Here is a 21274-nt window from a genome sequence, read left to right as displayed (position 1 = left end):
GTGAATCTGTGTAGGAACTCCAACTTATGGCTACATCTTCTCCTGACTCAGCATCTAGTTTTTCAGCTCGGTGGTTGCGCGGCTTAAGTTTGGTATTGCTGGCAACTGTTGCCGTATCGCTTCAGAATGTCATAACTAGAATTGCTCTATCCCCAAAGGCTATTCCCATTTTGGGAGGAATTATTAACCTGGGGGGATATATTGACCCCACTGCCGATAAAATGCAAGTTACGCTGCTAGAGCTGCTGCTGCGAATTAGCTTTGTAGTACCGCTTTCGTGGCTAATTATGCCTGTGTTTAAACCGGGAGCTTGGGGAGAGGCGCGATCGGTAATCGTAGGTAGCGATCGGATGCTGAAATTGCAGATTGTAGCAGCAGGCATTTTTCTATTTTTGTCTCAAATAGGTATTTATTTATCGATCGCAAATATTGGCCCAGCAATGGCAATCACCATCTTCTTTACTTATCCGACGGTGACAACGCTGTTGGCTTGGAAATTATTTAGCGATCGCCCATCTTTGCAGCAATGGCTAGCAATTATCTTGATTTACATCGGCTGTGCTTGGCTAGCATTCAAGCCAATCGATCAAAACTTATTTTGTCCGCCGATCTGCGTAAAACACCCGCCCAGTGCCGCCGCTTTACCTCCTGCACCCAATCAAACTCCAACTCCCAACGCATCAAATGCGCCTACCATTCCCAAGCCAGCAACCCAACCAAATCCCATCATCGGTTATCTCGCGGCAATCATATCCAGTATTGTCTTTGCATTGGAAGGAATAATTGCCCAAGCCTGCTTTAGTAAAGTCAATCCTGCTACTTTTACAGCCCTGGTTTTTACAGTAGAGTGGTTAGTATTAATGGCGGTAACGCTTCCTTTCATCCATGTGGATATCAATCAAGAGCTGATATTGATGGGAGGTTTACTCTGCTTGACTACTTTTGCTACATATTTGTTTAGCAACTTTGGAATTAAGGCAATTGGAGCAGCTTCTACTGCAATTATTGTCTCCAGCCGTCCCGCTGTAACGTCGATTTTAGCATTACTAATTATTGGCGATACATTGCTACCAGAACAGTGGGGTTCTATCATAGTTGTAACTGCGGGAGTGGTATTGATGAATGTGGCAAAGGCTATGAAAAAACCTACTTAGTTTAAGTGCAATTCTTCAGGGGGCGACAATCGCCTCCTGAAATGGATTTCCGTTCCAAGGAATTCCCAAAATGATCTATAGAACCCATTTGATATCTTTTAGCGATCGCGTCTAGCAGTTGTGAGGCTCACAGCAGGCTTTTGCTCACAAAGGAGTGCTTGAAGAACTGATGAAAGTCTTACATTGTCAAGTCCGCGAGCAGGTAAAAAAAATGGAAAGGTGTAAAATTCTGAATTACGTGGCGCAAAACTGCGACATGGCGCTCCTACATTTTATAACCGGCCACGACCTCGATACCACACGGCGTGAAATTTCTGCATATCGAGACCTCGCCCAGGTAATTTCAAGATATTGATTAATAGGATAATTTGTATGTCTGAACCAAAAGAACAAACCACCAAAACTGTCCAAGATCAGTCAACTCCCGATAGGATTCTCGACGTGCAGCAAACAACCTGTTGTATCGTTGGGGGTGGGCCTACAGGGGTAGTTTTGGCACTGATATTGGCGCGTCAAGGTATTCCGGTTATGCTGCTAGAGGCGCACAAAACCTTTGAACGCGACTTCCGCGGCGACCTAATTCAAGCTGGGGCGATGGAAATTATGGACGAACTGGGTCTAACGGAGCGCTTGCTCGCACAGGTTCCTCACTCCAAAACAAGCCAAATGGAATTCAGCCTTTGCGGTCAAACAGTTTCCTTTGCAAACTTCAGCAAATTGAAGACTCGACATCCTTACATCACAATCATTCCCCAGGTAAAGTTGATTGAGTTTCTAACTAATGAAGCGAAACGCTATCCAAACTTTCAGTTGCTTGCAGGTGCAAACGTGCAACAGCTAATTGAAGAAGATGGTATGATTCGCGGTGTCCGCTATCGGGGACAGGGGGGCTGGCACGAAGTGCGATCGCACCTGACAATAGCAGCCGACGGGCGCTTCTCCTCGGTTCGTAAATTAGCAGGTATGGAATTGATTGAGACAGCAGCACCAATGGATCTCCTTTGGTTTCGCCTGCCCAGACACCCTGATGAACCAGAGGGGCTGAGAGTGCGCTATGGTAGCAAGCGCGTCTTAGTTACATACAACACCTCTGATGGAAATTGGCAGATTGCTGCCGTTATTCCCAAGGGGTACTACCGCCAGATGCAAGCTGAAGGCATAGAGGCGCTGCAACAGTCTATCGTCGAAGTCGTTCCTGAGTTTGGCGATCGCGTACACCATTTGAAAGATTGGCAGCAGACATCGCTTCTCTCAGTCCAAATGGGCCGACTATCCCGTTGGTATCGCCCTGGTCTGCTTTTACTGGGTGACGCAGCCCACGTCATGTCGCCTCTGGGTGGGGTTGGCATCACCTATGCCATTCAGGATGCTGTGGCGGCGGCAAACATCCTGAGCGAACCGCTCAAGCGTGGCGAAGTGCAACTCAATCATCTGGCGGCAGTGCAGCGCGAGCGCGAACTCGCAATCAAAGTCATCCAAGGATTTCAGTCCTTTACGCAGAAGCGGATTACCGCCAAAGCAATGCAAGCGGATAACTCGTTGAAACTGCCCATATATTTGCGTCTACCGCTGTTGAGCGACCTTCGGGCCCGACTGTTTGCATTTGGGGCTTTTCCACCTCATATCAAGGTCAAATTCAGCTTGTAGGAGGCTTAATATCGGTTTACAGCTTTTAACAATATCTAAGTTTTAGTTTTTCTAATTTAATGAAAGGAGTCGAGTGAAATGTTTGAATCCGAAGAGCTGATTAAGATGAGAGCAAAACTAGCTGGGGAAGCTGGTGCTGCCTATTCTCAGGCGAGAAAAAATGACGTTCAAGTCATGTATCAATACCTCAATCCCCAACCAGGAGAACACATCTTAGGATTTTGGGAAGGAAATGGCTTCTTTTGTAAATTGATCGCCGAAGCAGTTGGTTCGCAAGGAAAATATCTTGTTAGCGACCCTTCAGCCTACCTACTCGATCGTCTAAAGTCTAGATTTCCCATGCCACAAGTCGAAACTTTAGTCAGTAGTTCTGAGGAATTAGACCTGCCTGCTGAATCTTTGGATAAAGCTTGGAGTTTTGCCACGTTTCATGATGCCGTAAGTCAAACACAAGTGGTTGCCAATATTTACAAGGCATTAAAACCGGGCGGATTATTATTCATAGGTGACGTTTTTCAAGGAAGTTCAGCATCCAGATATTTCGACTCTATAGTTAGTAAATATCGCGAAGGCGGGCATGAAGCAAAATTTTTATCAGAAGAATTTGCCGATTCTCTATGCTTTATCAATGGATTCAAGAGCGAAAAAGTTCGTGTAGTAGAATTACTCCAAAAATGGTATTTCGCGTCAGAAAACGATATTGCCACATTTCTCTATAAGATTTTGGCAATGAACTTATTCCCTGGAGATGAGCCAGAGAGAATAGAACAAACTCGTAAAGGACTTAAAGATTTTTTTGAAATAGAATACAGCGAGGGAATGTACGAATTACACTGGCCAATGAAAGCCCTTATTGCCGAGAAATGAAATGTAGCCGATTTTCAAAATCTTGGGAATTGCTGTTACTTGAAAACCTCGGTTTCAAGTAGGTTAAAATGCGTTACATTTCTTCACGCATCTTTAACTATCAGGATAAACCCATACTCTCATTCGCCTGCCAGTCCTACTCCGATCGCTTCTACATAAGGCATCTATGAAAAACACTTCAATACCGTCTAATTTTCCCCCTCCAGAAACTTCCGCAACTCAAAAATGGTGGGCGCTGCTGGGAGTGGGATTAGGCTTGCTGATGTTCACCCTGGATAGCAGCATAGTCAATCTCGCCCTACCGACTCTTGTTAAAACGTTCAATACTACTTTTGCGACTATTCAATGGGTAGTAGTGAGTTATCTACTGATCGTCACGGTGCTGGTACTCGGTGCGGCGAGGTTGGGTGATATGTTTGGCAAAAAACGGTTATACCTTTGGGGTTTGATCCTGTTTACGATCGCCTCCTTGCTGTGCGGACTAGCTTCTAGTGTAGAGTGGCTAATTGCTTTTCGGGCACTCCAAGGGCTAGGGGGTCTGTGTATTTCTGCCCTAGCCGCTGCGATCGCCACAGAAGTTTTTCCAGCATCGGAACGGGGAAAGACTCTTGGCATAATCGGTGCAACTGTATCCTTGGGAATCTGCCTTGGACCGACATTAGGAGGTCTATTAATTGGGATAGCGGGCTGGCGTTTGATCTTCTTCGTAAACATTCCCATTGGCATACTCGCAAGTTTTATTATTGTCAAGTTTGTACCGCAGGATGCGATCGCCAATAACGCCCAACGATTTGACGCTTTGGGTTCTGCAATCATTGCCATATCGCTTCTTAGTTTCACCTTCAGCATGACACAGGGGCAGATTGAAAGCTTTACCAGCATTAAAACGCTATCTCTGCTTGCCATTGCGGTACTGAGTTTTGCTGCTTTTCTATTCCTTGAAGCCCGCATTAACCAGCCAATGCTCGATTTAAAGATGTTTAAGAATCGGGAATTTAGCCTCAGCTTATTGATGGGATTTCTTGTGTTATTTGCCATTACAGGAGTAATTTTTATTCTCCCATTTTTTCTAGAAATAGTCTTGCATTATCCCACTCAAAAAGTGGGGTTGTTATTGGGATTTTTCCCGGTTTTAATTGGGATTGTTGCCCCATTTTCTGGGTCAATGTCTGACCGTTTTAGTCCTCGGATAATTAGTTTAGTTGGATTGGTCTTGATGTTCAGTAGTTGTCTGCTGATGAGTACCTTTGATGCCCAGTTGAAAGAGTTAGTTTATATTGCGTGGATTGCACCATTAGGTATTGGTTTTGGGATGTTCCAATCACCCAATAATAGCGCGATTATGGGGAGTGTCCCAAAGGAAAGACTAGGAATAGCTTCTGGGCTATTATCACTATCCCGCACCTTGGGTCAGACAGTAGCTTTGCCCTTAATGGGCGCTATGTTTGCAGGTTTGACTCTTAGCAACGCCCATTTAGCGCAAAATTCCCAAGTCACAGCAGCCCCGCCGACAGCTTTGGTTTATGGGCTTCAAGGCACTTTTCGCTTTGCGGCACTAATTCTTTTGATTGCGGCTGGATTGGCAGTAGTTGTCTGGAAAATGGAGCAAAAATCCCGCCCGAATTACGAGTAGTTGAAACAGATGAGAAGCGCTAGTTAGAGCGGCTATTGGACTTACGCATTTGTCCATTGAAACCCTGAATTGTTCAATGTCCCATTCGCTAGAGCTTTCACACTATTATGTTAGTCGATGGAAATTCTAAAATTTTATCTTTCCTAGACTGTCCCGATCGATCCAGTTTGAAAAAGCCTGCTTTTGTTACCTCGCAGCAGACATACAGCTATCAGGATGTACGCGATCGAGTTGCTGCAATGGTCAACCTTCTGCGTGCCAAAGGTTTGATGCCTGGACAGCGCGTTTTAACGATCGCAGATAACGATGAATATGCAGTTTTCTTTTTTCTTGCTGCCAGTGCTATTGGCATTCAGGTTCTGATTCCGTACAATCTCAAGGAAGCTGCTTTGCTCGAATGGATTAATATCATCGAGATCGCCAAACCAGAGCATATTATCTACCTGAAAAAAACGGATACGGTGCTGATTGATAAATTACACATCTCCGGCGTTAATCTTATCGAGATTAACCGAGTTCAAATCGAGACAATAAATGAAGCAGCTTCTAATATCATCGTTGAAGCTTCCAGTCCAGTTGAAAAATTCCTAGTTCTTTTCACTAGCGGAACCACAGGTAATCCGAAAGCAATTAGTCTTCAGGAAAGACTGATTGCCCGACGTATTCTGAAGGTATCGGCGACACTAAAATTCCACTCTGACGCACACATAATGATGTCAGGGCTGATGAACAATACCACTGGAATCATTTTTTCCTTGGGTGCATTGGCACACAAGGCTACCCTATTTTTTCCAGACAGTCCAGATGTTGCAGATTGGGCACCACAGATACAAAAGCAGCGCTTAACTCATATTATGCTGCGCCCAGTCTTTATGAAAGATTTTCTTGAGGATTCACGCACAGTCAAAGCAGATTTGAGTAGCCTACAAGTCGTTGCTTATGGCGCTGCACCATTGCCTGTCAAAGTCTTAGAAGAAGGGCGAAGACTTATCCCTTGTGAATGGATTCAGGGCTATGGTTTGAGTGAAAGTTTCGGCCCTTTCTGCTGGCTAATGGAAGAAGAGCATAAACTAAAACTTTATGCTCAGTATGTCCATTGTATTGGACGACCAGATGATTCGGTTGATGTCGCTGTTTTCGATGCCAGCGGCAATTCCTTGCCCGCAAACGAAATTGGTGAAATTGTGGTGCGTAGTTCAGGAATGATGGAAGGTTATTGCAACTTTGAAAAAAATACCATTGAGTCCCTTGGTGAATGGTTTCACACAGGGGACTTTGGAATGTTTTCCAGCGAAGGTTATCTTGTACTCAAAGGAAGAGAAGCTGAAACCATCCTGACACCAAACGGTCACAAAATTTATCCCAGCGAAATCGAGAATCTTCTTTACAAAATTCCAGGTGTTGAGGAGGCAGTGCTTGTCGGTTGGTCAACCTCTGAAACAGCGGTCAAATATCCCGTTGTCTGCATTTATTGTACGCAGGATCTTCAAAACGATCCAGTCGCTCTAACAAATGCCTTATCTGAAAGCTTCCAAAATACGCTCAGTCCCGAAAAATGGCCGACTTTTCTTTACATATCACCCGAACCTTTACCAAAAAACCAGAACGGCAAAATTGTGAAGCGGGATATTCTCCCCTTCATTAAACCCGAAAAAATGATAGAATTTTCTACAATTTAAGGACGAAATCATGAAAGCAACAATACATTCTATTCTCTGCCACGCTCCGACTAATGCTGTCTATGGAATCATTACCAACTGTGCGCGATGGCCTGACATTTTTGAGCCGTGTCTTAACGTAGAATTTCTGGAAAAAAAGGATGGCTACGAAGTTATTCGCGTGACTGCGGAAGTGAACAAAGTGGAGATGCAGTGGGTTTCCCATCGGGTTTTAAACGAGGAGATTTATGGCATTGACTTTGAAACAAATCCCCCATTGCCACTACTCAAATCTATGCAAGGTCGCTGGCGGGTGGTGCCGCTCGAAGAGGGGGGATGCCTACTTTTCCTTGAACACAATTTTCAAGTAAAGGATGATGTAACAGGTTTAGTGGATGGTGTTACCACACCTGATGAGGCGGTTGACTTTATGATGCAAGCGATCCACCGCAACACCATCAAGGAACTGAATTCCATCAAAAAATTGGCAGAAGAGAATAACTAAGTAGAAACAAAATCATGAAAAACACATTTCATTCGATCGTATGTCATGCCCCGGTAAAGGCTGTTTATCAAATCATCTCCGACACCTCCCAATGGCCCGATCTGTTTGAGAGTTGCGTCAGCACAGAAGTTCTGGAAAAAGGTGACGATTACCAACTGGTTCGCATTACTGCCCAGGATAATGGCAGAGAAATGACATGGGACACCCACCGAAAGTTTTTGCCTGAGATCAATGGAGTTGATTTCTACCTACCCGTACCCATGCCGCTGTTGACGGATATGCAAGGGCGCTGGCGGGTTGTGCCGCTTGATAGTGGTGGAAGTCTGCTCTTTGTTGAGCGTAGCTTTACTGTCAAGGAAGATGTGACTGGTTTGGTAGAGGGCGTAACAACATCAGAAGAAGCTGTCGATTTTATGCTCAATTTTATCGATCGCAATGGCGGGAAGGAAATGATCGCTATTAAAAGCATAGTGGAAGGTAAAGACCATCAGGAGGATGAACTTTCTTTTTCCTTTGAATCCAGTCGCATTCTGCCCTTTCCGGGGGTAGATATTTACAATCTTCTGGCTGATGCTGCCAACTGGTATTCGCTGCTTCCCCATTGTCAGGCTGTGGATATGCTTTACGATGACGGCAGCAATCAGGAATTTATTATGGAGGTGGGAACGGCCTATGGTAGTGAGCGCATTCGCAGCATCCGTCGCTGTCGCCGAGATGTCTTAACTATTGAGTATTTTCAGCCAGAACCGCCTCCAGTGATGAGTAGACATAGCGGTCGCTGGACGTTGAATAGTGTACCTGGTGGAACGGAGGTTTTTGCCCGCCACGAGTTCCAGATCGAGCCGAATGCCTGTCGCAATTTATTCGGAGAGGGTGACATCGCATCTTACAAGCAAAGGCTCCACGATGCACTGGACAAAAATTCTTTAACTACCATTGCCGCTTGTCAAAATTATTTAGCTGGGAAGGAATCATAATGAATATGCCATTGAGCGTCCCAGAAGAAATATATCTCGCTTGTCGGTATTTTTTGCCGCGTATTTTGTTCTGGCAATCCGAATGGGGTGATTTGGCGATCGCTCTTAGTGATTTTCCCAAAGATTGCACAGATGTAAGTACCCCGGAGTTCTGGGAACACTGGAGGTCGGGTTGGTCTAAGCTTGGCGATCGCTATGTTGCACAAGCCGAAACCTGTTCATATAAAATGGGGCAGCGCCACCTCTTTCGCAGTGCAGCCAGTTGTTACCACTGGGCAGAGTTTATGTACTTCTCTGATTCCGCTCAGAAGAGTGCATTACGACAGCGTGTTAAGGATTGTTTTCTCAAAAGCTGGGATGAAAATGTCCGCCCCCTAAATCCAGGTAAAATTGAGTGGAACGGGGTGGTAATTCCTTACTATTTGCTATTACCGGACAACGTTGACCCCCATCAACCTTTACCCTGTGTAATCCTCTCTAACGGTCTTGATTCAGTTACAGAAGTTGAGGTTATTACTTTCGCTGAACATTTTGTGGATCGAGGATTTGCAGCTTTCTTGTTCGACGGGCCTGGGCAAGGAATCAATCTCGGTCGTTCTCCAATTCCTGTAAATTTTGAGGAAGTGGTTGCCAGTATTGTTGATACCTTGTCTGCTGACGCACGCATTGATGAAAATCGGCTTGGTTTCTTTGGAGTTAGCTTTGGCGGCTATATTGCTTTGCGGGTAGCGAAACATTTGGGTAATAAATTCAAGGCCGTTGTGAATCTGTCAGGCGGCCCATATATCACGCCGTTTGACAAAATGAAGCGCCGTCTCAAGGAAGATTTTCAGTATGCTTTCATGGAACCTGAAAAAACGGCTATGCCTGACCTTTTCGATCGCCTGACACTGGATCTATCTGGGGGTTGCGAAACGAATGTGCTGTCAATTCACGGTGAACTAGATGATATTTTTCCGGTTCGCGGTATTCAGGACCTCGATCGTAAATGGGGCGATCGCCACCGGGCGATCGTTTATGAACAGGAGGTTCATGTTTGCCTGAACCAAATCAACCAGTACATAGTAGCGATCGCAGATTGGATGGGGTCGCAGCTTGCCCCAGAGAACACAGTTTAGTTGTTTGCAGATACTGTTATCAATTTAAAAAATGATTGCTACAAGTATGTAGGTTGAGTTGATGTATAGCGGTTCGAGCGAAAGATTCGCGGACGTAGTTGGGCCCCGGCCCTCAAGCGTCTGGGTGGTTATGTAAGCTGTCAGTCATACCTCATCTTTTTGAGAAAGGCTATACAAAACCCAACATTTTCAAATGTTGGGTTCCACAAAGCCTTAAACCAACCTACAATTTTGCTGATTGAACCGTATTAATCTCAGAAAAATTTGTTGACTGAAAAAAATAGCGGTTGTCACAGGTGCTAATCGCGGATTGGGGTTTGAAAATTGCCGCCAACTGGCACAAAGAGATATCCAGGTCATTCTCACTAGCCGCGATCGAGCCAAGGGTCAAGCAGCAGCAGAGAAATTACAAGCTGAGAAATTGGATGTTAAATATCACCCGCTTGATGTGACTAATGCAAATAGCATTCAACATCTGGCTGAATTTATTAGCAATGAATTTGGACATTTAGATATTCTGGTGAATAATGCTGGCATTCTTTTAGATTATTTAGAGAATCCAGATGGCAGTATATTTAACGTGAAAGTTGACACTGTACGTCAAACAATAGAAACCAATGTTTATGGCCCATTGCAATTGTGCCAGACTTTAATTCTGCTGATGAAAGTTCATAATTATGGGCTAATTGTGAATGTATCTTCAAAACACGGGCAATTATCAGCAAATATAAATTCTACTCGGTTCCCCATATATGGAGTTTCAAAAACTGCTCTGAATGCAGTCACAATACTCTTTGCAAATGCCTTAAAAGATACGAATATCTTGGTTGATTCAGTCAATCCAGGCTGGGTTCAAACTGATAAGCTGTTGTGCATTTAAACCACTAACTTGGCTGTTCCGGGTGCGTCATCCGCGAACACGCTCCGCTTAAACGGGAAACACTTCGGACGCTCCGCATACAATCTGTTTTAAATGTTCAACAGCTTATGGGTGGTTCCAATGCTATCAACACGATTGAGGAAGGAGTTGATAGTATTGTGTGGTTAGCCACGTTGCCAGATGGTGGACATACAGGTGAATTTTTCCAAGATAGGAATCTAATTCCTTGGTAGAGGCCTTGTTTGAAAAAGCTGTATGTTTGTTTCAACATTTGCAGATACTACTGAGTCGCTGGCAGAGGACATATTGACCTATTTCAACTAGGAGAAAACTTAGGAATGAACCCCTAATTGAGAATGACCAAAGACTGTGAAGTCTACCAAAAACAATGGAACCCTTGATTTCTCAAGGATTCCATCTATCGGAGCGGCGGGATTTGAACCCACGACCCCTACTACCCCAAAGTGGGCTTAAGATCGTTGTAATAGTTATTCTGTATAGCTTTTAAGAAGTGTCAATAACTGATATATCAATTTAATCGTTTTTTTAAGAATTTTCTTGGGAAGGAGTTAAGGAGTCAGGAGTCAGGAGAAGAGCTTTCTTCCCTCCTGACTCCTTTTCTCCTGTCTTCTTCTTCGGAAGATTTTTTATCCTCGATGGCTTCTCGCTGCTCAAGCCATTCGATCAGGGCCATCCTCACGATCGATGCTAGCGACTGATTCGGTTCGATCGCCTGAGCTCTAAGCCGATCACGCAGTTCGCCTACATCAAATGTAAGTCGATCACGAGAATCCCTACTTTTTCCTTTAATCTTTTCTGTGCTCATTTTTTTAGCATATTCTATGAGCGCAACAAATCTTAAATTAAAGTTTTAAATTCTCTTGACTTAACATCATTTGGATGTTACAGTACAAAAACGCCTGGTAAACGTGTTGACGCACGCTCACCAGACTTTCCACCAATGCCGCCACACGGCACTAGGAGACAGAATTATGTTACAGCAACAGCACCTGCTTAAACAGCATCTGCAATCACATCAGATTGTGGTTGAGCGTTCTTGCAACCCCCCCAGCATCGTTACAGGTTTTGGCAAGACTCCTCAAGAAGCAGTACAACAAGTTCTTGGTAATGCAAGGGCTTATGGTTATTGGGATGCAACAAAGGCTTATCCAGAAGCTCAAGCCCCAAGCGAACCAGGAACTGAAAAAGGAAGCCCACGGGACGATCGATAATTTTTTTTGCTCTGGCTGCGATCCAATTAAAGTACCCAAAATCCAGTAACTGTAAATAGCTCGTGAGATACGCAAAGAAATGCCGTAGAGCATACCCAGCACAGTTTGAGCAGCCAAATGGGAAGCGCAATTATTGGACTCGGACTCAGCTCAAAGAACTACTGGGACAGGTAGGTAAAAAGAACCGCAAAAACGCCCCAGCAATGTCAGAGGGTTCGTTTAAGCGAAGGCTGGCACTGCTGGAGGAATGCCCAGAAGCAGAGCGGGCGATCTATACCCGCCAATTTTCAGATTTCACAAAATGGTGTCTGGTTCGCATACAAGAGATTTTTCTGAATGAATGCGATCGAAACCTAGAAAGAACCCGTACTTACCTCAAAGAAAAAGGACTAGAAACAGATGAATACTTCGCGCAACGATCTGAAATGGGAACTCGGATTGGGGACTGTCAAAGAGATCACGAATGTCCGCAAAGCCCTTGGGCAGGCGGAGTGGCAGCAAACGACAGTCTCCGAAGCAGACACTTTAGAGGTTCGCCAATATTACAAGCTGATCCGTGAGGATAGGCTGTCGGTGCAGGAAGCAATATTGGCGATCGCCAATGCCCGGACAGGAACAGCAGCAGAATTCCAAAACGACAATATTGACGAGAACGCGATCGACCACAGCGAGCACCGGGATGCTCAAGAAGAAACCAATGAGTTAGTGGTCGCAGTTCAAACGGCAACAACTGAAGCAGCCCTGGCAATGACAGATGTGGGTGCTGCTGCTGCGGTTCCTGTAGTTGACGCTTTCTTTGTGGCCCTCGGCAGCAATGTTGCTGACCAGTTACACACCCGCTCAGCAAACACTCGATCGAATTTCAAACAAGTAGTTCAGGCGGTTGAAAATGCGCCCCTAGATTTACGGAACGCAAGCCTACCAGGAAAAAAAACCGAGACACCCAAACGGATAACTGGAGCCTGGGGCTAATTGATTCGTGTTTGGAACTAGCCCAAGCTTATAGCTCACGGCTAGTTCTAGAAGAGCAAGCTCGTAGCGCTCAGAAAGAAAAACTATTCGCTGCTTTAGTTATCTCAATACTCCGGACAGTTTTTAAATAGGGATGCTTACGCAATAAAGCACAGAAGCGAAAAAACTGAGTGCTATCTGAACCCAAAATAAACAGAAAAAAAGGCACTCTTTTAGGTTAAGCTATAAAAACACACAAGCTCAACAGATTGCCTTATGAAGATTATTGAATCCATCTTACAACAAATGCCAGGAATTAGTCAACCCCAAAAGAAGTTTTTAGTCACTTTATTCTCAACTATTTTGCTGGTCTATGGTAAGGTCAACTTCACGAATCTCAGTCGTTATAGTTATTTGAGCGAAAAAACCTACCGTCGTCACTTTCTCAAAAGCTTTAATTTTCCACAATTTAATCAATATTTCCTCGAATCTGCCTTAAATCCTGAACACACAGTCATTGCCGTTATCGATTGTTCTTTTTTAAAAAAAAGTGGCAAAAAAACTGACGGTAAGGGTTATTTTTATAATGGTGTAGCGGGGAAATCGGAACAGGGGTTGGAAATTTCTGTAATTTCTATTGTCGAAATTGAGAGTCGTTTATCTTATAGCTTAAGCGTACAACAAACTCCATCACGCCCTCAAATAAAGAAGGTGAAAAAATTGCCACAAAAACCGAAGAATAGCTGGTCAAAAAAATCTCGCAAAAAACAGGAGTCTCAAAGCTCAACGCCTGACATCACAAGAGTTGATGACTATGCACAACATCTAAAGAATACTCGTTATTTCTTCCCAAATTCTGTACGTTATTTGGTCGCTGATGGCTATTACTACCGCTCTAAATTCTGGGATGCTGTGCGGGAGTTAAATTTAGACTTTATTGGCAAGTTAAGAGTTGATGCTAACCTACGCTATCTTTATACTGGTGAACAAAAGAAACTGGGAGCTCCACGTAAATATGATGGTAAGGTTGACTGCCATGATTTGAGTCGTCTTAATTTTGTTAAAGAAATAAAACCGGGAGTTTCATTATATACATTGGTGGTGTGGAGTTGTTGTTTAAATTGCCAAATTAGGTTGGCTTGTATCTCTGAGGTTCAAGCCAACGGAGAAATTAAAAATGCTTTATTATTTAGCACTGATATTCACTTACCGCCTGAGCAAATTGTTGAATATTATCAGGCTCGTTTCCAGATTGAATTTATTTTTCGTGAGGCCAAGCAATTTACGGGATTGTCGGATTGTCAAGCTCGTCATTTACCACGGCTTGATTTTCACTTTAATGCCAGTCTAATTGCCTTAAACTTAGCCAAACATGAACTTTCTAGTTGTCATTCATCTGCCAAATCTTTTGTGTTTTCTATGGCCTCTTATAAACGTCTGGAATAAAATCGCGCATCTACTTTCTACCTTTATTGATAAGTTAGATTTAGACCCGGATTTGATTTTAAATCACCCTAACCTTCCTTCAGTCTTGTCTTATGGTACTCTGGCTGCTTAAAAACTGTCCGGAGTATTGTTATCTATGCGAGCTTGCTTTCTTCTTCCCCTCTCCATTCCGCTTCATTAACTACTTCAGAAAGTATTTCAGCAAAGGAGAAAAGAGCAATGTTCAAATGGTTGCTATCAATTTTTCCCGCTCCAGTTAACCCGTACCCGATTAGCTCAGCTTCAGTTTTCATGACAGGAGTGTGCTAAATGATTCCCATTACTTCTGACCAAGTTTACGATTGGCATCCAGACCAGAGAGTTTATGTCTACAGTGCGGAGAAAAAATGCTTGCAACTGTGCCGAGTGATTGACTTGGATTTGTCTCCATTAGGCGATGCGCTACGCGCCCGCAAGCTACAAACTCGACTTCTGGAACCAGTAGACGACAACCTGCAACTCTGCCAACCAAAAGAACGAGAAATACCTCCTAACTGCGTCGGAGGTAGGCATTGTCCTTATCCTGGAGTTTGTTACCGTTTCGAGACTGAAAAACAAGATTATGAATGCACATTCGCATCTGACGACGATTATCTCACTGCTGATTGTTGGGAACCATAATCCAGATAACAAAGAGTGGAAATAACACCTGAAATACAAGCCATTCTCGATTTCCTGAATATTTTTGGAAAAGGCAGTACACCCGAAATTGCTTTCTGTACTCTAATCGAAGAATGGCGTGTAGAAATTGATCTCGAAGATATGGCAGATGAAGGTTGGGTAAGACTTTCAAACGATAGCAACGATAATACGATCGCAAAAATTGTTAATCACAGCAAGGAATATTAACCATGAATGACCAATTTTCGGCAGATTCAACACCAACAAGTAAGAATTCTGAACCTGGGTATCCTTGGATGAGTAGAGCTATCCCAGCATTGATGGTTGGTTTCGGTGCATTTTGCTACCAAACCGGGTATCAAGAAGCTCTGAAACAAACGCCTCCGACGATCGTCCAGGGCAGTCAAACAGTCAACACCACCACAGTTTATCAAATTGCTCCCTCAGTAGGCATTGGCAGCAACAACAACCGTCAAACAGTCGAGTAATCATCATGGTAAAAAGACTGACAAGCATGACTTATGATGAGCTTCAAGCTGAGCGCGATGCGAACGAATTGCTCAAAAATAAGCTGAAAGGTCAAATCGAACAGGTCACTGATACAAAGGTTTCTTTGAAGTTAACTCAAGAACTTTTGCAGCTCTCGAAACGTAATGAAAAACTGGCAGAACGACAAGTAGTTTTGATGCGTAAAGTTAAAAAACCAATAGAGATGTCCCTGCCTGAACTCGAAGCCGAAATCGGAAATAATAAAATTACCTTCGCCAAACTTGAAGATGATTTGAAATCCAGTGATTTTGATACCCGGTTCCAGGCAAGTCAAGAAATGCGGACTTTGGCAACGCGACATAAGGCATTATGTAGTCAACGAATCGCACTTTTATCTCATTCGATCGCCCTTCTGAAGGCAGAAATGAATGCGAAATCCTAAAGCAACTCTATTTCTTAGACACCAACGGCCACCTAAAAAACCTAAACCTAAGAGAAAAAGTGATTACGTCCCTGGGTTTAATTACATTTTTCAAGATGGCGATCTCTGCAAAGTTGGTTTGAGTGAAAGACCAAAAACACGCCGATATTTCCTGTCACAAGAATACGAAGCCAACTTACAAATTAGGGCGATCGTCTTCACCATGAACATGAGATTGACAGAAAAAATGATGCACAGAATCTTTGAGCGTAGCCACTATTTGCGAACTAAAGGATTAGATGGCTACACTGAATGGTTTCAAGTGAATCCTTGGAGAGTTTTAAGGATGCAAGTTACGTTATTTCTTCTCTGTTGGTTGGTCAACTTTGTTTACTTAGTTATTACAGTTTTGGTTTTGATGCTTTTTTGCTCTCTACTTTTTAGATAATTATGCTCAGAGAATTGCTGCAACTACTTCCGATTCTGTTCGTTTCTAAGCAGACGATCGCTCAGTTTTCGACAGAGCTGATCAATAAAGTTTACCAAAACTTTAATCATGATACTGAACATTTACTGCCAGGTTGCTATTTCTATGCAGGATTGCAAATTCAAGTCAAGCCTTTCTTTGCATATTCAACATTTTTGGGACAAGAACTCAATTACTGGGATTGGTTAGTTTATGACGGTTTTGGGCAAGTAGTGTTAAAAACTGGAGTCGCAGATACAAGAGATGATGCTGTTGCTCTAGCTCAAATTTGGGTAGTTGAATTTCTTGAGGGTAAAGTGCCTCATCACATTAATCAAGGTGATCAACGTGAGGAACAAATAGATGCTTGATTGGTTATTCGGAACAGCAAAAGTGGCGAATCAATATTCTCGAACAGTTTACGTTACCAGCAGCCGTCACCCAACCAAAGTTTTTACAGTTTACGGCGACACGGAAGTCTGCGCGATTCGGGCAATGAAAGAAGTTGAGCTTCAGCTCCCTAGACCGGAACCGGGAGAAACAGTTGAAATCAAAACTTATCTAGGACGGCAAGGGCAACGAAATGCGTAAGAATCTTAAACCAATACTGAGTCTGTTGCCAGATTCGATCGTCCTGTCATTCACCAAACAGTTGTTGATCTACCTAAAACTTAAAGGTGCAATCACAGAATGGGTAATAGATCCACCAATATCAGATGAATATGAGCATTGTGGATTGATTATTCGTTTGAGATGCTTTCACATTGATGGAGAGGAACGCTGGAGCGAACAATGGAATTGGTATGTCTACGACGGTATGTATCGGTTTCTTGATCAAGGCATGACCTATGACTCTGCTTCCTCCCTTTTAGCAGCTAAACAGTGGATTAACGATTTTATGGAGTATGAGGATGAAGAATCTGGTGAGGTAAGCAATAATGTTAGATAAAATCTTGAATTTGTTGTCAAACCGCACCGTCAGTAACCTAGCTATCAAACTCTTGCTTAATCTCCAAGCAAGAGGTGTTATAGAATCTGACTCTGATTCTGAGGAATATGAATATTTAGGCTTGGTAATCAAGCTTAAATGGCTTGACAAGAAAATGAATTGGTGCGTTTACGATCGACTCAAACAAGGAGTTTCCCACAATACAGAAACAGCTTTAGCTAATGCAAAAACCTGGATCGATAATCTCGATCCTAATGATTCAACACAATTTGATTAGGAAAAATAATGCAACAACAACTCGACCAAGAACAAGATGTATTTACCTACCTTCTGACAACCCTAGTTGGTGGCGCTCTTGATGAAGAAGGGGAGCAAATGTTAGGTGAGATTTACAATATCAGCACTGCTAACTTGAACCAACTCACTCCCCAAGGCTGGGCTGCGATCGGCGATCGGGCAATCCAAGCAAAATGGTTTCTTGACCACATCAGCGAAATCAAAGAAAAGTTCAAGTTACTCATTGACGCACAAATCTGTTTCCGTGAATTCCAAGGCTGGCTGATGGAAGCTGGCTATAAAGGTGCTGAGAAAATTAAGAAAGCTCAGATAGATGTTGCAGTTGCTCGGGCAAAATACGGCGCAACAGTTGAGCAGCAAGATTATCGGCTAACAAAAAATAAGGAACAATTTGCAGCAGAAACAGTACAAGAAAATCTTCTCTGGGACAACACAGTTATTGCAGCAATCGCTAAGAAAGTTGCCGAAGTTGATGCAGCCACTACAAGGATGCAAGGAAATCCAGAGTTGGCTGCTGAATTAGCAAAATGGAAAGAAGAGGAAACCAATATCTATAAGCAAGCTGCATACGGCTTGAAACACGGTACTCATGGCTTGAGTCATCCAGCTCTAAACCCTTCCTCTTCTTCTCAAGTCCAAATTAGTCAGTCCAATTTCTCTCAACCTCAATTTGTTTCAGCTTCAGGTTCAGCCACACGCTCAGCAACACAACGCTCAGCAACAGGTAGAGCGAAGGATTCCATCAATGTGGCGGTTAACTGGTCAGGCGATATGGCAGGCAAAGTTAATCGTGTTGCTTCGCAGATAAATCGTGGTTTTTCAAGATTTAGTAGTTTCTTCAGAGGTGGAAATTGATTATTCCTAAAGGTCAAGTTTTCAAAGTCGTCAGTTCGATCGATTACAAGAACGGCGCTGCTGCTACGACAAACACAGGCTGGGTAACGACAGATGACCATCAACCGGGGATAAAAGTACCCAACCCTTACGGATATTTAGTAGTTGCGGAAACTTCGGCAATACAGAATATCGAGATTTGCCCCAATTGTTGCCTCATGTACGGGAAAACCTACAACAAATGCACAAACCATCATGTTTCTGCCTAACTCTCCACAGCTACCGCAAAAGCCTCCTGTGCAACAACAGCCACAGGTAGAGTCGATTGTCTATAAACCATCCGCCGAACTGAAACACCTCAAAAATATCAACAACTGGCAATTTTTGATAGTGAATTTCTCGATCGGCATTGGCATCGCGAATGTGTTTCGGGTCTTTCCCTCACATCTTTTCTTGGGAGTTTTGGTCATTATCGGTGCTTCAGTCTGTTTGTGTGCTATTTCACCAGCCGATCGTGCCTACTCCGGTTTGTGGCGGACGGCCGGTGCAGCACTAGCTTTCGGAGGCATTTTAACCTTCTGGGATTTGTATTATCTCCCATTACTCACAAGTTAAGCTAAAAGCACTATTGTCAATGAGTAATTTTACTCATTTTTTATCTGTTGACCCAATTAAAATATGACTCCATTTGTTCCTTTATTATTGAAAAAAAATTGTTCGGGACTTCTTTGAGTTCCAGGGAAAGGAGAAATAATTAGCCTGACATGAGGTTTTCGTCGTCGCTTAACAATCCCTAAATCTTGATTTTTATCGGAGGCAAAATACTTAACTAGGTCAGAAGCTATTCCTTTTTGATAGGCAACCGAAAAATGATACATCCCCCGATAAATCATTTCTAAAGAAATACGTTCAAGTGGTACTCCTAATTCATCTGCAACCGCATCTCCTAAATCTACTAAAACCGCATAAAATAGCCAAGTAGCCCAGATTTGGAGCTTGATTCCGTTTAATGAACCTGTCCATAAATAACTAAGATTTAATAATCTTTTTACTGTACAAAATGCCTCTTCAATTCGCCAGCCTCTTTGATATAAATCTGCTACTACATAGGGGGGCAATATTTCTGGTTCTCGGACACTTGTCAGATAAGAACGCCAGGAAGTCTTGGAGCGAATCTGTACTAATCTTATAGTCAAAGCTGGTGTTTTTTTTGTGCCTGCACCTATTTTAATTATCTGGTCTTTGACATCATAAGTATTGGTTAATACCCGCTCCACTTGATAGGATGCACCTTTCTTTATTCGAGTGATAAATCCAATTTCTTGGTCGATGAGTTGTTGCCAAAAAGCGAAGTGATAGAAGCCTCGATCCAATAACAGCAAGGTTTTTGGCTTAACTATTTTTAGTAAATCTTCTTCCCAATGAGTATCTGCTTGTTTCGGATTTGTCCAAAACCAAATTTATAAAGGAAGATGAGTTACTAGGTCTATAATTACTCCCATTTTTCCGGCTAATTGACCAATTGGCACATCTGATAAACTTTGTAGCTTCTTAAATAATGCTTCTAATGTCGCAGCCCTCAGCTATCCAGATATTATCAAAGTTTTTTAAGGCAAATTGTACGCTATCTGGTAGTGGTCTTGATTTTCTTGTTAACCATTTTTGGCGAAACTGAGGCAATAATTCTTTAAATACTTTTTCAAATATAATTGCTGGAAAAGTTAAAAATCTTTGTGACAACGCTTGTTGGCTAATTTCTTGTGGCTGACACCATAAAAATCCTTCTCTATTTAATAATCTGGTTAATTCTGTTACTCCTGCTACGTCTCGCCATAAGAGACTTAATATTGCTGCCATCATTAATGGTAGTGTCAGAATCCTATCTCTTAAATTTAATTGGCGATAAAAAGTTTTTTGGGCAGCCATTGCTGGAATTAATAAATCTTCTAGGTGATTCGCTACCGCTTCATTTTCTACTTGGGGACGATTTTTTTTCTTTGCATGATCTCGGTTGATTCGTTTTTTGCGAGTCATAACTGGTTCAATTATGGCTAAACTGCTTGCCCGGTAAAGGTTTCATCCTATTTTACCTTTTTTGGTCTACCCCCTTGACAATTTGCACTTTTTCTTAACTTGTCACAAATGATTATCTCCTGACCTGGCAGCATGGTTTGGCGATCGCAGCTTTTGTCATTGTCGCCATGTGGATCATTGGTGCGGGTAGTAAATAATACTTCCATCCCGGCTGGTACGGTTGTATTCGCTTTAACCCAGCCGGGCATTGGGTATCAGTCACCGGGCACCGGGCATTGGGTATCAGGCACCGGGCACCGGGCATTGGGTATCAGGCACCGGGTATTGGGCATTGGGTATTGGGCATTGGGTATTGGGTAAAGGGTAAGGGGGGAAGAGTAATGAGTAACAGGGTAACGGTCGCGTCATTTTTCGGAGCATTTTGCTGTTTGGGGTTGGCATTGATGCCGCTTCCTTTCGATCGCTGGGTTGGAGTTAGGCAAGCCAGCTCTCTGGCTGCGATCGGCTGCGGATATTTCGGCTGGCACGACAGTCAGAAAAAAAAGGAACAACTCGAACGGCAAGAGCTTTGGGAATTTGAGCAGCGACTGAAACAGCTAGCCCTTGATGCTGCGGTTAATTCCGCGCTTACCGATGTCCTAGTTGAGGAGGTAGTGGTCAAAGAGAAGCTTCGGGCTAATGCCTCAGTTGAGGTCTACAAAGCCGAAACTCAGCAGAATTATGTCCGGGTCATGTCTCACGATCACCCTGAAATTCTTCAGCATCTTCTCAAAACTTCCCAACCCCCAATACCAGAATCAAAAACTGCTTCTGATTCTGAGCCAGAAACAGAAATAGAATCTGTTTCTGATTCTGTTGTTGATAGTGTGCCTGGTGGTGTGGCAAAAGAGAAAACAGCAGAAGAGAAGAGAGTGGAGTATATAGCTGCTGCCCGATCGACACTCTTGAAATTAATTCAGGAACATGAAGACGGATGGATCAGGGGGAACGCATCTTATTGAACACTGTTCATCAGTGATGAGTATATTTTAAGATAAATTCACCATTGTTAGAAGC

At 43.2% G+C, this 21274-nt stretch carries 27 protein-coding genes and 1 pseudogene; 25 read left to right on the top strand and 3 right to left on the bottom strand.

All coding sequences use genetic code 11. From position 1 onward, the window contains the following. Positions 1–26 precede the first annotated feature (26 nt). The 9 genes from QUA56_RS29930 (at position 27) to QUA56_RS29890 (ending at position 10439) form a co-directional block, all read left to right on the top strand. Complete coding sequence (locus QUA56_RS29930; RefSeq protein WP_333365561.1) at positions 27–1154, top strand: DMT family transporter; 1128 nt, start codon at positions 27–29, stop codon at positions 1152–1154. 372 nt (positions 1155–1526) lie between these two features. Then, entirely contained in the window at positions 1527–2801 is a 1275-nt protein-coding gene (locus QUA56_RS29925) for an FAD-dependent oxidoreductase (protein WP_333365558.1), read from the top strand. A 78-nt stretch (positions 2802–2879) separates the two neighbouring features. After that, the gene (locus QUA56_RS29920; protein WP_333365555.1) at positions 2880–3668 is read left to right on the top strand and encodes a class I SAM-dependent methyltransferase; all 789 of its coding nucleotides are present in this window, start codon (positions 2880–2882) and stop codon (positions 3666–3668) included. Positions 3669–3834: 166 nt separating this feature from the next. Then, entirely contained in the window at positions 3835–5301 is a 1467-nt protein-coding gene (locus QUA56_RS29915) for an MFS transporter (RefSeq protein WP_333365552.1), read from the top strand. 167 nt (positions 5302–5468) lie between these two features. Then, positions 5469–6980, top strand: coding sequence for a long-chain fatty acid--CoA ligase (locus tag QUA56_RS29910; RefSeq protein WP_333365550.1), 1512 nt, complete (start codon positions 5469–5471; stop codon positions 6978–6980). A gap of 10 nt (positions 6981–6990) precedes the next feature. Continuing rightward, positions 6991–7464, top strand: coding sequence for an aromatase/cyclase (locus QUA56_RS29905; RefSeq protein ID WP_333365547.1), 474 nt, complete (start codon positions 6991–6993; stop codon positions 7462–7464). Between the two features lie 14 nt (positions 7465–7478). Then, positions 7479–8441 carry an SRPBCC family protein gene (locus QUA56_RS29900; protein ID WP_333365544.1) on the top strand — a complete coding sequence of 321 codons (963 nt, stop codon included), beginning with the start codon at positions 7479–7481 and terminating at the stop codon, positions 8439–8441. Further along, positions 8441–9559, top strand: coding sequence for a prolyl oligopeptidase family serine peptidase (locus tag QUA56_RS29895; protein ID WP_333365541.1), 1119 nt, complete (start codon positions 8441–8443; stop codon positions 9557–9559). The genes QUA56_RS29900 and QUA56_RS29895 overlap by 1 nt, the downstream gene beginning before the upstream one ends. Positions 9560–9830: 271 nt before the next feature. Beyond that, positions 9831–10439: an SDR family NAD(P)-dependent oxidoreductase gene (locus QUA56_RS29890; RefSeq protein WP_333365597.1), complete on the top strand. Its 609-nt coding sequence runs from the start codon at positions 9831–9833 to the stop codon at positions 10437–10439. A 577-nt stretch (positions 10440–11016) separates the two neighbouring features. Here QUA56_RS29890 and QUA56_RS29885 read toward each other — a convergent pair. Next, positions 11017–11265 carry a hypothetical protein gene (locus QUA56_RS29885; RefSeq protein WP_333365539.1) on the bottom strand — a complete coding sequence of 83 codons (249 nt, stop codon included), beginning with the start codon at positions 11263–11265 and terminating at the stop codon, positions 11017–11019. Positions 11266–11431: 166 nt separating this feature from the next. Here QUA56_RS29885 and QUA56_RS29880 point away from each other — a divergent pair, with 166 nt between their 5' ends. The 3 genes from QUA56_RS29880 to QUA56_RS29870 all read left to right on the top strand — a co-directional run bounded on the left by QUA56_RS29880 (position 11432) and on the right by QUA56_RS29870 (position 14068). Continuing rightward, positions 11432–11671 carry a hypothetical protein gene (locus QUA56_RS29880; RefSeq protein ID WP_333365536.1) on the top strand — a complete coding sequence of 80 codons (240 nt, stop codon included), beginning with the start codon at positions 11432–11434 and terminating at the stop codon, positions 11669–11671. Between the two features lie 399 nt (positions 11672–12070). Continuing rightward, positions 12071–12643, top strand: coding sequence for a hypothetical protein (locus QUA56_RS29875; protein WP_333365534.1), 573 nt, complete (start codon positions 12071–12073; stop codon positions 12641–12643). A gap of 255 nt (positions 12644–12898) precedes the next feature. Continuing rightward, complete coding sequence (locus QUA56_RS29870; RefSeq protein ID WP_333365531.1) at positions 12899–14068, top strand: transposase; 1170 nt, start codon at positions 12899–12901, stop codon at positions 14066–14068. Positions 14069–14202: 134 nt separating this feature from the next. Here the strand turns inward: QUA56_RS29870 and QUA56_RS29865 are convergent, their stop codons facing one another. Further along, complete coding sequence (locus tag QUA56_RS29865) at positions 14203–14361, bottom strand: hypothetical protein (protein WP_333365527.1); 159 nt, start codon at positions 14359–14361, stop codon at positions 14203–14205. 16 nt (positions 14362–14377) lie between these two features. Here QUA56_RS29865 and QUA56_RS29860 point away from each other — a divergent pair, with 16 nt between their 5' ends. Genes QUA56_RS29860 through QUA56_RS29810 form a run of 12 tightly spaced genes read left to right on the top strand, consistent with a single transcriptional unit; the run spans position 14378 to position 18799 of the window. Then, positions 14378–14728 carry a hypothetical protein gene (locus QUA56_RS29860; RefSeq protein ID WP_333365524.1) on the top strand — a complete coding sequence of 117 codons (351 nt, stop codon included), beginning with the start codon at positions 14378–14380 and terminating at the stop codon, positions 14726–14728. A gap of 15 nt (positions 14729–14743) precedes the next feature. Beyond that, entirely contained in the window at positions 14744–14956 is a 213-nt protein-coding gene (locus QUA56_RS29855; RefSeq protein WP_333365521.1) for a hypothetical protein, read from the top strand. A 2-nt stretch (positions 14957–14958) separates the two neighbouring features. Next, positions 14959–15216, top strand: a complete 258-nt coding sequence (locus tag QUA56_RS29850) for a hypothetical protein (protein WP_333032185.1) — start codon at positions 14959–14961, stop codon at positions 15214–15216. Between the two features lie 5 nt (positions 15217–15221). Then, positions 15222–15659, top strand: coding sequence for a hypothetical protein (locus tag QUA56_RS29845; protein ID WP_333365518.1), 438 nt, complete (start codon positions 15222–15224; stop codon positions 15657–15659). Beyond that, a complete protein-coding gene (locus QUA56_RS36970; protein ID WP_445242962.1) occupies positions 15646–16086 on the top strand; it encodes a GIY-YIG nuclease family protein in 441 nt (146 codons plus the stop codon). The genes QUA56_RS29845 and QUA56_RS36970 overlap by 14 nt, the downstream gene beginning before the upstream one ends. Before the next feature lie 2 nt (positions 16087–16088). Further along, on the top strand, positions 16089–16475 hold the full coding sequence (locus tag QUA56_RS29840; RefSeq protein ID WP_333365516.1) for a hypothetical protein: 387 nt from the start codon (positions 16089–16091) through the stop codon (positions 16473–16475). Beyond that, complete coding sequence (locus QUA56_RS29835; protein ID WP_333365513.1) at positions 16468–16695, top strand: hypothetical protein; 228 nt, start codon at positions 16468–16470, stop codon at positions 16693–16695. Before QUA56_RS29840 ends, QUA56_RS29835 begins: the two co-directional genes overlap by 8 nt. Beyond that, the gene (locus QUA56_RS29830) at positions 16688–17053 is read left to right on the top strand and encodes a hypothetical protein (protein WP_333365510.1); all 366 of its coding nucleotides are present in this window, start codon (positions 16688–16690) and stop codon (positions 17051–17053) included. The genes QUA56_RS29835 and QUA56_RS29830 overlap by 8 nt, the downstream gene beginning before the upstream one ends. Next, positions 17043–17330 (top strand): hypothetical protein, encoded by a 288-nt coding sequence (locus tag QUA56_RS29825; RefSeq protein WP_333365508.1) that lies wholly within the window; start codon positions 17043–17045, stop codon positions 17328–17330. Before QUA56_RS29830 ends, QUA56_RS29825 begins: the two co-directional genes overlap by 11 nt. Positions 17331–17338: 8 nt before the next feature. After that, positions 17339–18205 carry a hypothetical protein gene (locus QUA56_RS29820; RefSeq protein ID WP_333365505.1) on the top strand — a complete coding sequence of 289 codons (867 nt, stop codon included), beginning with the start codon at positions 17339–17341 and terminating at the stop codon, positions 18203–18205. Then, positions 18202–18453, top strand: coding sequence for a hypothetical protein (locus tag QUA56_RS29815; protein WP_333365502.1), 252 nt, complete (start codon positions 18202–18204; stop codon positions 18451–18453). The genes QUA56_RS29820 and QUA56_RS29815 overlap by 4 nt, the downstream gene beginning before the upstream one ends. Next, a complete protein-coding gene (locus QUA56_RS29810) occupies positions 18440–18799 on the top strand; it encodes a hypothetical protein (RefSeq protein ID WP_333365499.1) in 360 nt (119 codons plus the stop codon). Before QUA56_RS29815 ends, QUA56_RS29810 begins: the two co-directional genes overlap by 14 nt. 56 nt (positions 18800–18855) lie before the next feature. Here QUA56_RS29810 and QUA56_RS29805 read toward each other — a convergent pair. Then, positions 18856–20218: pseudogene (locus tag QUA56_RS29805) on the bottom strand (IS4 family transposase). Between the two features lie 380 nt (positions 20219–20598). On the opposite strand from QUA56_RS29805, the gene QUA56_RS29800 reads away from it, so the two are divergent. After that, complete coding sequence (locus QUA56_RS29800) at positions 20599–21219, top strand: hypothetical protein (RefSeq protein WP_333365496.1); 621 nt, start codon at positions 20599–20601, stop codon at positions 21217–21219. Positions 21220–21274: the final 55 nt, after the last annotated feature.

The organism is Microcoleus sp. N3A4, assembly GCF_036701805.1.
GTDB lineage: Bacteria > Cyanobacteriota > Cyanobacteriia > Cyanobacteriales > Microcoleaceae > Microcoleus.
Note: the sequence above shows the minus strand (reverse complement) of the source record. Positions and strands in the feature narration are given on the sequence as shown.